This is a genomic window from Nostoc sp. NMS9 (genome assembly GCF_017114995.1).
Lineage (GTDB): Bacteria > Cyanobacteriota > Cyanobacteriia > Cyanobacteriales > Nostocaceae > Nostoc.
Genome location: NZ_JABXKL010000044.1, coordinates 1 through 16,048 on the forward strand (window position 1 = coordinate 1; position 16,048 = coordinate 16,048).

The 16,048-nt window shown below is 39.3% G+C and carries 11 protein-coding genes and 1 pseudogene; 4 read left to right on the plus strand and 8 right to left on the minus strand.

Annotated elements, in window-relative coordinates; translation table 11 throughout:
* Positions 1-58: 58 nt before the first annotated feature.
* Positions 59-670 (plus strand): annotated as a pseudogene (locus HWQ40_RS14545) (ATP-binding protein); the annotation flags it as partial.
* A gap of 178 nt (positions 671-848) precedes the next feature.
* Here HWQ40_RS14545 and HWQ40_RS14550 read toward each other — a convergent pair.
* Positions 849-2,207 carry a pentapeptide repeat-containing protein gene (locus HWQ40_RS14550; RefSeq protein ID WP_292778839.1) on the minus strand — a complete coding sequence of 453 codons (1,359 nt, stop codon included), beginning with the start codon at positions 2,205-2,207 and terminating at the stop codon, positions 849-851.
* Positions 2,208-2,853: 646 nt separating this feature from the next.
* Between HWQ40_RS14550 and HWQ40_RS14555 the strand changes: the two genes are divergently transcribed.
* The 3 genes from HWQ40_RS14555 (at position 2,854) to HWQ40_RS14565 (ending at position 5,193) form a co-directional block, all read left to right on the plus strand.
* Positions 2,854-4,611: a tetratricopeptide repeat protein gene (locus HWQ40_RS14555; protein ID WP_292778841.1), complete on the plus strand. Its 1,758-nt coding sequence runs from the start codon at positions 2,854-2,856 to the stop codon at positions 4,609-4,611.
* 61 nt (positions 4,612-4,672) lie between these two features.
* Complete coding sequence (locus HWQ40_RS14560) at positions 4,673-5,050, plus strand: phage tail assembly protein (protein ID WP_292778843.1); 378 nt, start codon at positions 4,673-4,675, stop codon at positions 5,048-5,050.
* Positions 5,032-5,193 carry a DUF6760 family protein gene (locus HWQ40_RS14565; protein ID WP_334982565.1) on the plus strand — a complete coding sequence of 54 codons (162 nt, stop codon included), beginning with the start codon at positions 5,032-5,034 and terminating at the stop codon, positions 5,191-5,193. Before HWQ40_RS14560 ends, HWQ40_RS14565 begins: the two co-directional genes overlap by 19 nt.
* A 184-nt stretch (positions 5,194-5,377) precedes the next feature.
* Here HWQ40_RS14565 and HWQ40_RS14570 read toward each other — a convergent pair whose 3' ends face one another.
* The 7 genes from HWQ40_RS14570 to HWQ40_RS14600 all read right to left on the minus strand — a co-directional run.
* Positions 5,378-6,118 (minus strand): macro domain-containing protein, encoded by a 741-nt coding sequence (locus tag HWQ40_RS14570; RefSeq protein WP_292778847.1) that lies wholly within the window; start codon positions 6,116-6,118, stop codon positions 5,378-5,380.
* Positions 6,115-6,390, minus strand: coding sequence for a hypothetical protein (locus HWQ40_RS14575; protein WP_292778849.1), 276 nt, complete (start codon positions 6,388-6,390; stop codon positions 6,115-6,117). The genes HWQ40_RS14570 and HWQ40_RS14575 overlap by 4 nt, the downstream gene beginning before the upstream one ends.
* A gap of 85 nt (positions 6,391-6,475) precedes the next feature.
* A complete protein-coding gene (locus HWQ40_RS14580; RefSeq protein ID WP_292778851.1) occupies positions 6,476-7,252 on the minus strand; it encodes a hypothetical protein in 777 nt (258 codons plus the stop codon).
* A 93-nt stretch (positions 7,253-7,345) separates the two neighbouring features.
* Entirely contained in the window at positions 7,346-11,776 is a 4,431-nt protein-coding gene (locus HWQ40_RS14585) for a hypothetical protein (protein ID WP_292778854.1), read from the minus strand.
* A gap of 134 nt (positions 11,777-11,910) precedes the next feature.
* Positions 11,911-12,903, minus strand: a complete 993-nt coding sequence (locus tag HWQ40_RS14590; RefSeq protein WP_292778856.1) for a phage tail protein — start codon at positions 12,901-12,903, stop codon at positions 11,911-11,913.
* 17 nt (positions 12,904-12,920) lie between these two features.
* Complete coding sequence (locus HWQ40_RS14595) at positions 12,921-15,164, minus strand: putative baseplate assembly protein (protein ID WP_366933992.1); 2,244 nt, start codon at positions 15,162-15,164, stop codon at positions 12,921-12,923.
* Positions 15,165-15,263: 99 nt separating this feature from the next.
* Positions 15,264-16,048: ATP-binding protein (locus HWQ40_RS14600; protein WP_292778858.1), on the minus strand; the 785-nt coding region annotated here is incomplete at its 5' end.

Genomic DNA, 16,048 nt, shown 5'->3' on the forward strand with positions numbered 1-16,048 from the left:
ATGGGATATCACGATTACTCCAGTTTGATTGGGATCTTATTTTCTTGCAAGTCCCTTAGGTAAAACCTTTGCCGCAGAGGTAATCGCCAACGAACTACGCCTAGATTTATATCGTATCGACCTTTCGGCTGTGGTGAGTAAGTATATTGGTGAAACCGAGAAAAACTTACGGCGGATATTTGATACCGCAGAGACGGGTGGGGCTGTGTTGTTATTTGATGAGGCTGATGCTTTATTTGGTAAGCGTACCCAAGTTAGAGATAGCCGCGATCGCAATGCTAATCTGGAAACTAACTACCTCTTGCAACGAATCGAGGCGTATCAAGGTTTAGCGATTTTAACTACTAACTTGTATGATGCCATTGATAGTGCGTTTATGCGACGTATTCGCTTTATTGTCAGATTTGAATTTCCGTATGCCCAAGAAAGGATAGAGATTTGGAAACGGATTTTCCCAGCGCAAACACCAACAGAGGGATTAGACTATAACAAGCTTTCCAGATTAGATGCCAATGGTGCAACGATTCGGAATGTAGCGATGAATGCAGCTTTTTTGGCAGCCGAAGCTGGAGAACCTGTGATGATGAAGCATTTGCTGGCTGCTACTTGGACTGAGTATTCCAAGATGGGGCAGCTAATTAATGATAATCAACTTAAGGGTTGGGCTTGAGGACATGACTTTCACTATCTCGAATATCAGTAGTAATAGTGCCATATAGTGCCTGACTTCAGAAAATTATAGTAAATAAATATTATACCCATGAAATCTTTAATTTATTCATGCTGCTGCAATGCGATCGCAGCAGCAAACCACTCATTGAGCAATCTACGAACTACTAAGAGATGCTTCAGCAACTATGTGGCTTACCATCTGGTAAGATTGTCTTGCATAAGTTGGCATTTTCCAGCTTAATTCCGGCTAAAGATGCTCCCTTCAAATTTGCCTCTGTGAGATTTGCCCCAGTTAAGTTTACTTGACTCAGATTGGCATTGCTCAGGTCAGCACGACTGAGGTCTGCTTGACTCAAGTTGGCTCCTGCTAAGTTACTACCACTGAGGTTGGCATCCTTGAGGTTAATACCACTCAAGTCGGCATCCTTCAAGTCTGCTCCACTCAGGTTAACGCTACTTAAGTTACCTCCGCGCAGATTTGACCCACTAATTTTGGTATGCTGGAGATCGGCATTGCTTAAGTTAATACCTCTGAAATTGGCGTTAGTCGCAACCATGCCACTCAAAGAGACTCCATCCAAATTACTGCCTTCTAACTTTGTGTTAGTTAGATTGGTGTCTTTAAAATCTACTCCTGTGAGGTTTGCACCTGTTAGATTTGCTCCTGTCAAGTTAGTATTGTTCAAACTAGTATTGAATAAATTTGCCCGTCGTAGGTCAGCATTACTCAGATTAATTCCTACCAAGTCTGCATTTTTTAAGTTAGCAGCCGTGAGTTTGCTATCACTCAGATTATTGTTAGCTAAGATGGTATTACTGAGATTTGCCTGACGTAAGTCTGAACCTTCTAGTTGGGCATTCCGCAAATCTGCACTATTTAAGTTTGCTTGATGCAAGTTAGCATTGGCTAGTTTAGTATCCCGCAAGTCTGCAATAAATAGGTCGGCTCGATCCAAGTTGGCACGACTCAAATTAGAAGCACGAAGATTGGTTCCACTCAAGAAAGCACCTTTGAGGTTTGCTCCCTCTAAGTTAACATTGCTAAGGTTGGCGCTACTCAAGTTTGCATCAGTCAAATCTGCTCCCTGTAAATCTCGCACCGAAAGTGGTTTATTAACGATTTCCCATACTTGAAGCCACTTTTTACCAAGAATGGTTTTGTCATCAATTTGGCTATTTCTTAAATCTGCCCCTCCTAACTTTGCATCAGTCAAATCAGCACCGCGCAAGTTTGCCCCAGTTAAGGAAGCACCTGTGAGGTTAGCATTTCTCAAATATGCTCCCTGTAAGTTTACTCCACGCAGATTAGCATAGCTCAAGTTTGCACTTCGGAGATTAGCATCCTGTAAGTAAATATTTTGTAGATTTGCTCTACGCAGATTGCAGTTTGGACACTCTCTAGTTTCCTGCAATCGTCTTACAGATGACGAATCTTGAGCTAAAAGGGGAACTTCTACCACGATTACCAATAGCAGTGCATATACTAACAACGATTTATTTACTACTGGTTTGAGATTAGTAATTATATCAAGCATAAAATTTCTGAATTAACTAAATTATGGCGATAGGCAAAAACTCAAATCTGTTATAACTCAATTGCAATGTATCTAAAGTAAAATACAAATTATTGATGTTGACGTGCGATCGCACCAGGCACAAACCAACTTAATCTTTTATCTCTAGAATATTATATGTTTCTACTTTTACCCTTCATGTAAGTATTTTTACTAAAAAAGCAGGAAACGGTTTGCGAAATAGCGATCGCACTTACAACGCAAATAGATATCCCGCAGCAAGACTCCGGTGTAGCTAGAAGAAGCAAAGTTATTAGTTATTTTTTCGGAATATACTAGAAAATTCATGATTAATGTATTTTATTAAACTACTTACAATAATAGTACTAAATGATAAATGACTCCATAAATGGCTTACTGTAACACATAGGAATAACAATAGCCTTATTACTTACAATGCCAATTAAAACTACTGGTTATTTATCTCAATTATATGAGTGAAGATATGAAAATTACTGAATAAGCTGCTTTTGAAATTGATTTTGAGATTAAGTGCATATATTTAAGTATAATCACCCTTTTCTGACGCGGGGAAAAAAATTACCATTTAAGCGCCATAGGCTAAACTTTGGTAAATCAATTACAAATACAAGCAAGGCAAAATTTCATGAAGCGTATCTATGGATACTTGGGCGTTGGCTTCAGTGTATCAATTATCCTTTTACAATCGCCTGTCTTTGCTAGAAATGATAGTAAAAATGTATTAAACAATATTTTCATAGCAGATTATTCTGAAAACACATCAAATAATACTGCTTCAGTTAACCTGGGATTGTTGATGGCAGAGAATGCATCACAACCAGAGTTTAATTACCAAGACATTGATTTTTGGTCAAATCAGTGTCATGTACTGGAAAACGCCCAAAAATATGATGAAGCACTAGCAGCTTGCGAAAAAGCAATCGCACTCAAACCCAAGGGTAAGAATATTGATTTATGGATATCTCGTAGCAATGTGCTGATGCAACAGCAAAGGTATGCAGAAGCAGTTGCTTCTTACGATCAAGTTCTCAAAAGAGAACCTAAGAACTCTTTTGCCTTGACGCAACGATGTGAGGCTTTATCTATATTAGGCAACAACTCTGATGCGATCGCTTATTGTGAAGAAGCCTTGCAAGTTGATGGCAGTTGGGGAACAATTACTCCTGCCACAGCCTGGTTCAACAGAGGTGTTGTCTTAAGAAAGTTGACACGCCCTGAAGAAGCACTCACATCTTTTGAACGTGCTGTGAATCTGAATTCCAATTATTCAGTGGCATTGGCCGAACAATGTGGCACGCTAATTGATTTGCAACGATACGAAGAAGCTACTAAAGCTTGCGACTTTGCAATTAAAACTAATGAAAATTGGGGAAAAGACAAAGAGGCAATTGCTTGGAATAACAAAGCACTGGCACTGTTCAATTTAGGCAAGATGTCCGAGGCAGTTGTAGCCTATGAACACGCCTTAGCCATCAATCCCAATGATGTAACTAGCTGGGATAACCAAGGAATGCTGCTGCACAAGATGGGGCAGTATGAAAAAGCGCTTGTATCTTATAACAGGGCAACAGAAATTAATCCTAAATATTCTCTGGCGTTCGCCCATCGTTGCGAAACGCTGAACCGCTTGCAGAGATATGAAGAAGCACTATCAGACTGCGATCGCGCTGTTGCTCTTGCTTCAAACTTGGGTAATGAGACTTTAGCGTACCTTTGGCATCAACGTACCAATGCTTTGTTGGGGTTGCAAAAGTACGAAACAGCACTTGATGCAGCCGAACGTGCGATCGCTTTGAAACTAAACTACGCAGAGGCTTGGAGTAATAAAGGTGTAATTTTGTGGAATTTGAAAAAATATGAAGATGCTCTAACTGCAACAAAAAGAGCAGTTGATATCAATCCTAAATATGTTCAAGGTTGGTATAACTATGGCAGAGTTTTAAGTTCTTTACAGGATTATCAACAGGCAATTGTTGCTTATGACCAAGCTTTAAATACGAAGATGGAGGAATCAGTGGATAATTTGATTATTGCTAGTATTTGGGCAAATAAAGGAGCATCACTTTGGCGGGTAAGGAAATATCAATTGGCACTTAATTCTACTAATGAGGCAATTAAAATTAATCCCGAATCATTTGAGGGTTGGTATAACAAAGGTGTAATCTTACTAGATTTAGCTAAGTACGATGAAGCATTAGTAGCTTATTACAAAGCTAACGATCTTAACGAGCGTAATGCTTCTGTGTGGACTGGCATAGGCATGGCATTAGCAAAAAGTGGTAAACCTCAAGCAGCCTTAAAAGCTTTTGAATCAGCATTAAATATTAATCCAAACTACAGCGTGGCGCAGAGGGCGAGAGATGCACTCTTAAGCAAATTATAAATTTTAACTGGATGTTAAATACAAAAAAATTGCCAAATTATTTATTCTTGTTATAAAAAATATGAATAATCAGAATCTGCTACAAACGGAATTTAATTTTATCCTTCCCAAAGGCTTGATAGATTCTTCTGGAAAAGTGCATCGTCAAGGAGCAATGCGGCTGACAACTGCTAAGGATGAAATTTGCGTACAGAAAGACAATCGCATACAAAAAGAACCAGTATATGAAGTCTTGGTGTTGCTGTCACTTGTAATTACTCATTTAGGTGAACTATCATCAGTTACTCCAGAAATATTAGAAAATCTTTTTAGCCGCGATCTTGCTTATTTACGCGAATTTTACAATCGAATTAACCAGCAAGGTAATGCAGATATACCTGTACAGTGTCCCAGATGCAGTAGTAATTTTAGTGTGGAGTTATCTTTAGCGGGGGAGTAGTCGGCTACCCCTCAGAGCAAATGCATGAGGAGGTAGCCTGTATAGCTTATTACTTCCATTGGTCGCTGACCGATATTCTCGATTTAGAGCATCAGAGCCGTCGGCGTTGGGTGACAGAGATTAGCAAAATTAAGCAGCAATAATTGTGAAAGGAGATGAAGTACCACGCCTGAATTCTCGTCATATTGGCGATCGCTCAAAATCAGGTATCCGTTGAAGTCTTGAATTTCGATTCAGCTATCAATTAAGACAACTGTCGTTCATGTTTATATTTGAAAAACTGGTCATCTCATACTGCTAAATTGGATAATTGAGCATGTAAATTAATCAAAAATCTTCAGGAATAATTTTTTCTAAAGTTAGAGTGTAACATTCGTACACATCTTTTTCAAAACAAATAAAAAATACTTTATCAATAAAGGTATTTTGTTCCAAAAATAATCTGGTTTCCCTAATTGCAATTTTTGCTGCTATTTCTATTGGGAAATCGTAAGCTCCAGTACTAATTGATGGAAATGCTATAGTATTTATTTTATATGGCTCTACAAAAGCAAAGCAACTACGGTAACATTGAGCTAATATTTTGTGTTCTCCATAGTTACCACCTTCCCATACTGGACTTACAGTGTGAATAACCCACTTTGCTGGCAGATTGTAACCTTTCGTAATTTTAGCCTTTTCTTCCTGACAGCCTCCCAGTTTTAGACATTCTTCCTCTAGACCTAATCCAGCAGCATTGTGAATAGATCCGCTGACACCACCGCCAGCAATCAATGCTTCATTTGCAGCATTAACTATAGCATCCACATTTTGCTGTTTAATGTCTCCTTGTATGATTTCTATTCTTCTACGCATCAATTTGTTATTCGTTCTATAAGTATCAACTCTATAAATTATAGATTTTTTTACTGGCTCATAAACGATTGTGTTTTCCTGATTAGATACAGGTTTAATATGTTTTATTTGCCCCGAAACGATAGGTAATGGTATAGTATCTGGGTCGAAGGCAGGACAAGTTCCATCGGGACGAAAATGAACACAATATTGGCATCCTTTATACTCAATCATCTGAAAACCTCGGTTTTAACAACTACAACTTGATCAGGTTCAAAAACTAAAATACATCCTAAAGATTGGATTTCTACTGCATCATAACCTTGGGATTTGAGAAAATTTGTAAACTCAAAACTTGGTAAGAAGGTATCTATATTATTTTCTTTAATATAACTCTCCGCTGCTACTAGATAGGAGGTACCATCTGAATAAATTTTAGGTTTCTTCACATTCAACATTATTCCCAATAAAACTTGGGTTTCACCTGTATCACTTGGTATCTGCAATTGGTTTATTAGTGGATTCTATCCCACCATCTTCAGTAAAGCGAATCCAGCACCCTTCTTTGGAAAACTAAAAAATCACAAATTACTATCGTCGAAATTCCCAATAACTTTCTCGGTCTTCAGGAAGTGGATCAGGCAACGAGTATACCTCAGTATTGTCTGGCGCAATCAGTTCTTTATAACCTGGATGCTTGACAACTTCTTGTTGCCCTGGATGAATACCAGAAACATCTAGCCAAATTACACCTTTTAAAGTATTATCTTTTGCTATAATACCAATTGATAAATACGGCAGAATTAGCTTTGATTCGTTCCTAATTGCAATCAGAAGGTTTTCATCTTGATCAAATCCAACTGCTCGCCATTGGAAATGTTGTCTTGCCTGAACTATTGCTACTTCCTCATTTGTAAATGGCTTGAGATTTAAGATATCTTGCCATTCCTCATCAGTATAAGAATCACGGGCATCTGTACATCTTTTAATTAGCCATTCTTCAAAACTATCTGCTATTCTTTCAAAGCCTTCCTCTGTCCACTCAAAAACAGGTGATTCTTTACCTGGAAGCAACAGAGAATATCTGAAATAAGCTCGTGCATCATTATAGTGACCGATATCTAAAAGCTTTTCTCCAGAATGGAGGATTTTTTCTTTAGGCGGGTTTAATACACCTATTTGATAGTAACTTAGCTTTCTATATAGTTTAACCGCACCAAATTTTGAGAGGAAAGCTATATATGATGGCGGCAAGGATAAATAAATATCTACTAGTTGGTCAATAACACCTCCTATTTGCTGATTTTCAATAACGTGAAATTTTTTTAAGTTAATCTCACTAATCTCTCTGTCTAACCACTCGTACATACTTTGTAACTCTCTTGCTGAATATTTGATAAAGAAAAAATGAACTACATCTCTATATATACATAAATTTCAAAACAATCAAAAACTTAGTTTTCACTCACTAGTATTTTTCCTACGTCTTCTACCATACCTTTGCTGATCTGTCTCACCTGTACGAGAGTCTGGAATCATGTGTTCAGTGTTTGAATCTCCAAAGGCAGGTTCTACAAACATTGGATCACCCCCATCGGCTAAAGCTCGTGGATGAGATGCTCTTGCTGGCTGACCTGTAGCTGGGTCTGTGGGCCATGTTTCTCCACTTCTTTGTTCCCATCGTCTTATAGCTTCAGCTTTACGATTTTTGAAGTATTGTCGTGCTATCTGTACTTCTTCGGGTGTACGAATTTCTCCTGGAGACAATTCTCCTATAATTCTTGGGTTTGTGATTGGTTCTCGTTTACCACCTCTTGGCTTGTTACCCTCTCTTCTACCATACCTTTGCTGATCTGTCTCACCTGTAAGAGAGTCTGGAATCATGTGTTCAGTGTTTGAATCTCCAAAGGCAGGTTCTACAAACATTGGATCACCCCCATCGGCTAAAGCTCGTGGATGAGATGCTCTTGCTGGCTGACCTGTAGCTGGGTCTGTGGGCCATGTTTCTCCACTTCTTTGTTCCCATCGTCTTATAGCTTCAGCTTTACGATTTTTGAAGTATTGTCGTGCTATCTGTACTTCTTCGGGTGTACGAATTTCTCCTGGAGACAATTCTCCTATAATTCTTGGGTTTGTGATTGGTTCTAGCTTACTGCTTGTTGCAGACGGCTTTGGTGTTATTTCAGAGGCAACATACCCAATGCCAGGACTATTAAAGCTATCAACATCATCCAAAATACGCTCATATTTAATCAATTCTTCAGTCGAGTCTTCGATTTCGATTAAGCCATCAATTCGAGCTTGACCATGTGAAGTATCCAATGCAAGTTTTTGCACTCGCGTGTTAATCATCCGCTCAAACTTTTCAATCTCAAATTTCGCCTCCCAAGCCTTTGTGCCGACTCTAGGTTCCTTGTTAAAAGCTAGTTTAGAGCGTAATACCCGTACTCTTCCATCCAAACCAGCATAGCGCCGCATCAGTGTAATACTTGGCACATGTTCTCTAATGTCAGATGCCTTTACCCCAGGAGCTACTTGGATATAAAACTCACTTACCTGTCCATCAACTTTGAGGTAATGTACTTTGACTGTTTTACCAGTGAGGTTGGGGTCTACTTGAATGGGAACAGTGTCTCGCAAGTTGTTAGGCAAAACATCTTTAAATCCATTTAATTCACTAACTTTTGCTGGTGGTAGTTCCACTCGTTGAAACACAGAACTTGCTTGTTCAAAAACCTTTTCTCCTTCTTCTTTACCCAGTCGCTGCGTTAATTTCAGCTTTAACTGTTCGAGTTCACGTGGCAGTTCTCTCCTTTTGTTTATATTAGTTGTACCCAACGACTGAATAGCTTGCTTAAATTCAGCAATTTCGTTCGGCTCTAATAACGAAAGCACATCTGCATCATGCATTTTTATCATGCGCCTTGTTTTGCTCGTAGCTTCCAGTAATGCTGTTCCTCCTTTGACTGCAACTCCTAAATCTAAACCAGCAAGCAGGACATTCACCCAACTCATGATGAGATTAAAATGAGCTTCTTCAGGATCATCAACTACGGGCTTACCACCTGCTTCACCTGTTCTAGCAGCCGCATATAGGTCATCCGCTTGTTCAAGTTCGTAGGCAGCAGTTCCCAAACCAACTAGCGCTGCTGCAACTCCCAAGAAAATTGCCACTCCACCTGTAGCAAAAAAAGCACCTACTCCCAGGACTATATTTGTCAGAGTGCCTGCCAATTGAATCGTAAAATCTTTTCGTTGTTCTCGTTCTAGATAATCTAAAATCGCTTTACTTTTCGGGTCTTTGTCGCGTTTTTGTGGGTTGATACCTGTTTGCACGAGTGACTCAGAAAGTACAGGTCCAAGTTTTTGGAGTGGAATATCGTTCTTGTCTAGACGAGCCGCAACATCTGCAATTCCATTTTGGATAGATTGAAATCCTTGTACTATCTTTAAGTGCAGTTCATCATTGTCTGTCGAGGCAGAAATTTCTGTTGATTTAATAACCGCTAGTGCTGGATACCCAGCACGTAAAACTTTCCGTACTTGCTTAATCTCTTCTGGTAGTTTTTTTAGCTGTTGTCGTTGCTGTGCAATTAAGTTGAGTTGCTGTTGTTGTTCCTGTTGCTTTTCGGGCGAAGCATTTAATCCACCTAAAAAACTGGCTTGAAGATCAAGCTCTTCTAATTTTAGAGGGACTTGAATTTCTAATTGTTGTTCCTTAAGAGCTAGGTCTTGATCTTTTTCAATTAACTGGTGCAGGCGCTGCAAATGTTTTTCACCTTCTGGATTAGCTCGCTCGTATTTTTTTATTTCTTCTTGTAGGCGCGAGCTATTTTCTTTTAATCTTGCTTTAGCATTCGCTTTAAGTAACTGAATAAAATTGCTGACGTATATTTCTTCTGGAGTAGAGGGTTTAGAATTTGTTACTTGTGGCTCAACATTTATAGTATTTAGTGGGATTTTTCCTACTGGGTATTGAGTTGTTTCTGTTTCTATCTGATTTGAACCTGCTATAGTTGATGCTGTGGTTGCTACTCCAATACCAGATTTTGGATTTGGCTCTTTTGGTAACGAAGAACTAGCCGCAGTTCCAACTGATATATTTTGTTCGGGTTCAGCTGGAGTTAAGGTATTATTTGGTAGCAATTCAGGATTTATATCATACGGTAATTCATCCGTAGATATGACAGGATTATCTGTATTTAGTGGCTGGAACTCTGAAGCGATGTTGGATTGCTGTGGCGTATTTGTTACTTGTCCATTGAGAATTTTGTTAACGTTTAACGGAAAAAGTTTGTAAATAATATTAAATTGGATTGCTTCAAATAGCTGGGAGTCTAAGTTACTATTAGCAAGTTTTCCATAGACTACTTGAGATTGTTCATTAATTGATTTTTTTTGGCTCCCAGATAATCTATTAAATAAATCATTAATGAGATTATTTTGCTCTTTAGTTAGTGCATTGAATTGATTAAGATAAGCTTGACGTTCTTGTTTTATCCCAGAAATAATATCTCCTACATTATTTGGATACAAATCTTTTATTACAAAGTATTTTAATATTTCAGTTAGTTTAACATCACCAGCACTACCTCCAATTAGTTGTAATTGCTCTTTCACCTTATTTTCTACTAATTTTTTATGTTTGTTATCAAGTTGAATAAATAAATTATTAAGTTCATTGATTTGGTCTGGAGTTAATTCGTCTAATTGTTCAAGATAATTTTGGCGTACCTCTTTTTTACCACTTATAATATCTGCTACAGATACTTGATATTTTTGTTCAGCAGAGAATAACGCAAATTTTAGTGCTTGATTTAGTTGGATATCTGATGTGCTACCTCCTATTTGCTCTCGCAACTTTTCAGCTTGCTGCTGAATTCTGTTTTTCTCCTCTGTAGCTAGATTATTAAATAAATTTTCTAGTTGTTTAATTTGATTTCTATTTAAAGTCTTTAAGAAAGAGATGTAATAATTTTGCCATTGTATTTGTCTTTGCTTTTGCTCGTTAGTCTCTTGTAATGATGCATTGTATTGCTGAAGATTTCTGCGTTGTGCTATTAAATCAGTGTAGTATAAATAGTATTTAGGCTCAATTACTACTATTGTCTGTTGATGTATAATGGGAGCCTGAACAGAAATTCCAATATTTCCAGAATTTTTACTAACTAAATCCTTAGCTTCATTTTGATTAAATCCAAATATTTGGATTAGTGTGAGGATATAAAGTGGCTTGTCGCTAGGTAAGTTCACACCTACGCCGCTATTTTTGACAAACGGAACTGTGATTCTATAAAATGAAGCAGGACCAGATAATACCTCTGGTAGAAAATTAACGTCTGAGGATTGTGCAATTAGTAGCTTTTTATCTTCAGTTACTAAATCCTGAGTTTGATTTATAATGTTCTTAGGATTGTAATTTTCTTGCTTTCCTAATGTTTTAGGCTGTGCAAAATCTCTCGTTGCCACTGTTGGTGTTGATTCTTCTAAATTTAGAATAGAAGGTGCTGACATTTTTTCTATGTCTTGAGATTGAGTTATAGAATTTCCATCCGAACTAAGCACCTGTTCTTGTTGAGGCGCTTTCGCCTCTTGTACAGTTCCACTCTCACCACCAGCTTCTTGAGTTAATTTTTCTGAAACTTTAATAGAATCTGCTTGTTCGGTATCAGACTCTGCACTTTGCTGATTAGAAGGTACTTTTTCTGTTGCTTGTGAGTGTTTCTTACCAATATGCTTGTAAAGTTCTCTCAAATTAGTAGTAGAAAATTTACGACTTGCTGAAAATCCTGTTTCTTCTTGTTCTACAGAACCCCAATTGCTTGAATCCTGCTTTTTTTGTTGAGGCTGCCACGATAAGTCTTGCTGTGGACGTTTTTCGTACTCTTTCATAGCATGTTAGCCCTTGTGATAGTAAAGTTTAACAAGGTAAGAAATTTTTATTACCGAACTAAATTCAGTATAATGTCTTTGTTTTCAAGTGCCAACTAGCACTAGTATACTCTCGTGTTGAAACTATCTCCAGATTATGGATTGATAATGTCCAACTCGTAGGTACAAAAAGCTGGTTTCTGTCGTTCAATAATCTCGCGCACTGATATTTCATCTATTTCTTCAGAGGTAGAAGGGCGCATCTCTACAATGAAATGATAGGGACGGCCTCCCCCTAGCATCGAATCGAAACCTATAGATGTTGACCCAAAAACAAAACCTCGCTCGAAAATTTCTTTAATATCAATTTGCTCTAACGGTAAGCCTGTGTAAAGATGCAGATAGAAGCGCAAACCATACCGGGTTCCATGCCAACGATAAAGCGCGATCGCATTACGGATTAAACGCCGTTGTACATCAATTCCCCAACGCGTATCAATCTCCCAAGCTACCCAATGAGCCAGAAAAGGAAGCAGTGCCTCTGGTGCAGTAATCGGGTCTAGGTATGCCCAAAGTGTATCTATAGTTTGGACAGCCGGATCAAAAGCTTGCTCGATAATGCTCAAATATCGCCCAACAAAATCTACTTCCCTGTAAAGTGCAGGGACAAAATCTAAGTAGGAACATAGCGGACGCACAAACAAGTCAAAAACTCGATATTCAGCTAATTGTCTAGAGCCTGCTCCTTCCAGATAAACATAAATAGAGGTTTGATAATTAATTTGCAGTTGCGCTTTTTGCATCAAAGCCAACTGATTTTCAAAAAAGTTATCTGGAACTAGAAAATATATCGCTTTTTCCAGCTTTTCGTTAGGAGCAATTTCTTCAAAGTCTTCTTGATGCCACTCACACCAATATGCGGGAAAGTTACCTTCAATTTCTAGTTTCCATCTAATTGAGTTGCTCCCCAAGTTCTCCAGGGTGATAAACATTTCCCCTCTTTCACCAGGACGCAGTAGCAAATTGTTACTGAAAGTCTCATCAGTTTTGCTGCCTTTGAGTGATAAAACATTAGATGCAACGGCTTCTGGGGGTTGCATACATGTCAGTGAAATCGCTAGTGATGGATGTGAAGTTGTTTGAGTCATATTTAATATTGGACTTGTTAATCCCGAAACTCGATTTGGTGAACAGAACCCACTTGAGGATTTTCATCTTCCCAAGAACAAATCATTCCCAATGGGCCTGGGTCGATCTCTAATTCTGGGATATCTGCACGAAACCACTCAGTATCGAACTTACGCAACCCGTATAGTTTCACAGCACCGAGATAGCGGACTCCCGGAATTTGTTGGCAGACTGCAAAGATATCTGAAGGATACAAAGGGCGACCCAATTCCCAACCCTTGCCCAAAAGCCCACCGACAAGAGGATTGAGAAAGCGGTATAAAGTTGATAGCAATAAAGAGCGAATTTCTTCGCGATCGCGTGGATTGTTGTATTTTGGTTCTAGAATCACCTCAGTTTCAACGCTGACTCCCACATATTCAGGTGACTCTAGCTTAATCTGCACGCCTAAAGGTTTGCGATCGCTCATGTAATCTAAAATTTCTGTTATGAGTTCATCAGAAAGAGCGAAATATTCTTCAGGTTTCATCCCTTTAGAGAAATCATAGTTATCTGTATCTGCTTTATTAGGTACAATCAGCAAACGCACAATTCCGGCTGTGGTGTGTTCTGGTTTAGTCAAGCAATGGGCACGAGCAACTGCCCCTGTTGCTGCCCGAATTGCTAATCTCTCAAAATCCTCTGGAATCAAAGCTGACTCGCGGGTTCGCAGTAGGGATGGGACTCTAATTACAGCTTCATCCAAGGATTCGGCATCGCTTCCACCACAAGCTGGTTCATAATTGATGACGTTTTTAACGTAGGGAATAGAATTTTTGATAATTGTAATTTTTCCGGCTTGGACGTTACCACGACTACCACCGCCTGTTCGATATGCCAACATATATATTTCAGAGCCAAGAGGAGGAACTCTGCCATATTGTCGCTCTAATAGTGTATTTTCAGTGGTACTAGATGGTAAAGATGCTCTTTGAGAGTTCTCTTGCCTGACAATTCTGCTTCCTTGTTGTAAATGTCTGCGCTGTTGTGTTGATTGTTTAAGATGACCAGGTTCTCGAATTAATGGCCCAAATTGGACTGTACCAGTTTGAGAATTGATGGTGTAGTGCGGATTCTCAGCACCAGATTCGGCAAAATCGGGAACCTCTACCCAATCTTCGATTTCTCCCGACGCAAGTCTGAGTTGAATATATTCTCTCAACTGTGAGTTCCGCTCTAAGACAGGTTGCGATCGCAATTCAAATACTTGACCTGCTTTGCCATTACTCAATCCCAGCAGTTCTTCTGTAATTCGGATACATTGAGTTGCATCCATTGCACCACCAATGGCACGCACGGTCAAACCAACTATACTAGGAGAGCTACTGTAAGAAGGTTGCGCTTCATGATTGATTGTATAGACGCAACGTATCCAATGACCACTGTAGTTTGTACCAAAGTTGCTTTTGGGCCATACTTGCGGTAGATGGAGAACTACATCAGCTCCATCTAAGGGTTGGGCGATTTCGCTAAAGCTAAATCCTTTAGTTTTATCATCGTCTTGAGAGCGCAGAATCGGTTGCCAAGTTTTCCCATTCCAAGCTTCCCACTTGCGCGGGGGGTCATCGGGGTTAATCCCAGTAGTTCTAGCGGCTTCTCCCTTAAAATTAATTGCAATCACGTTGCCTTCTATAGAATTCTCTGGATCTTCTAATACCAAATAGAAACAGTTACCTGTCATTGATTGGTCAAACAGTAGTGTTTCATCGAGGTCATGCCAGAGATTATTAGCAGGAGTGCGATCGCGCAGAGATTGGGGTGTATCTTGTTCTATGTCTGCGGTTAGCAAGTGCTTGAACTGCGGATTGCCAATTACTAGTTCTCGGTCAGTCGTAAAAATTACTGCTTCTTCAGTTTCAGTTCGGATTGTAGCAACTTCTGTATTTACGGGTATCCTGACTTCTGATGGTTGAGCGCGACTGAGATAAAAAGTCAGGGAGCATCTGGCTGGTGTTGGCGGGTTGAGACGAATCCCTAGCAACTCTAAAAATGCCACATAATTGCGTCGGGGAACCTGATTGAAGCGCAGCAACATTTGGTCAGTGAGCCATGCAAATAGTTCAATCAACGTAATCCCCGGATCACCTGGGTTGTGGTTTGTCCATTCTGGACAGTACCGAGGAATGCGAAGAACGCATTCTTCTACAAGGTCTTTAAAAGTGCGATCGTCTAGGTTTGATTTCGGTAGCTTGGGTAAAAAGTCAAAGTCCATTTCAAGTAAATAGTTTTGGGCGAATGGCATTCGTCATTAGTTTTCCCATAAACTGAACTCGAATCACATTTCGGAATTTTAATGTCCTGTTTAATCAAATATTTTGGTTTCCATAATGTTCTGGTGTCCTCAAGCCCAACCCTTAAGTTGATTATCATTAATTAGCTGCCCCATCTTAGAATACTCAGTCCAAGTAGCAGCCAGCAAATGCTTCATCATCACAGGTTCTCCAGCTTCGGCTGCCAAAAAAGCTGCATTCATCGCTACATTCCGAATCGTTGCACCATTGGCATCTAATCTGGAAAGCTTGTTATAGTCTAATCCCTCTGTTGGTGTTTGCGCTGGGAAAATCCGTTTCCAAATCTCTATCCTTTCTTGGGCATACGGAAATTCAAATCTGACAATAAAGCGAATACGTCGCATAAACGCACTATCAATGGCATCATACAAGTTAGTAGTTAAAATCGCTAAACCTTGATACGCCTCGATTCGTTGCAAGAGGTAGTTAGTTTCCAGATTAGCATTGCGATCGCGGCTATCTCTAACTTGGGTACGCTTACCAAATAAAGCATCAGCCTCATCAAATAACAACACAGCCCCACCCGTCTCTGCGGTATCAAATATCCGCCGTAAGTTTTTCTCGGTTTCACCAATATACTTACTCACCACAGCCGAAAGGTCGATACGATATAAATCTAGGCGTAGTTCGTTGGCGATTACCTCTGCGGCAAAGGTTTTACCTAAGCCGGATTCTCCAGTAAACAGGGCACTAATACCTAAACCACGTCCGCTATTACTGGCAAAGCCCCATTTGTCATAAACTTTCAGGCGTTGGCGCACATGAGTTACCATGTTCTGGAGGATTTGCTTTTGCTTATCTGGTAATACTAATTGCTCCCAAGTGGCATGAGTAT

Coding starts and splice junctions, on each gene's coding strand:
- HWQ40_RS14555 (WP_292778841.1), top strand. CDS start 2,854: ATGAAGCGTATCTATGGATACTTGGGCGTTGGCTTCAGTGTATCAATT.
- HWQ40_RS14590 (WP_292778856.1), bottom strand. CDS start 12,903: ATGACTCAAACAACTTCACATCCATCACTAGCGATTTCACTGACATGT.
- HWQ40_RS14585 (WP_292778854.1), bottom strand. CDS start 11,776: ATGAAAGAGTACGAAAAACGTCCACAGCAAGACTTATCGTGGCAGCCT.
- HWQ40_RS14580 (WP_292778851.1), bottom strand. CDS start 7,252: ATGTACGAGTGGTTAGACAGAGAGATTAGTGAGATTAACTTAAAAAAA.
- HWQ40_RS14560 (WP_292778843.1), top strand. CDS start 4,673: ATGAATAATCAGAATCTGCTACAAACGGAATTTAATTTTATCCTTCCC.
- HWQ40_RS14595 (WP_366933992.1), bottom strand. CDS start 15,164: ATGCCATTCGCCCAAAACTATTTACTTGAAATGGACTTTGACTTTTTA.
- HWQ40_RS14570 (WP_292778847.1), bottom strand. CDS start 6,118: ATGATTGAGTATAAAGGATGCCAATATTGTGTTCATTTTCGTCCCGAT.
- HWQ40_RS14550 (WP_292778839.1), bottom strand. CDS start 2,207: ATGCTTGATATAATTACTAATCTCAAACCAGTAGTAAATAAATCGTTG.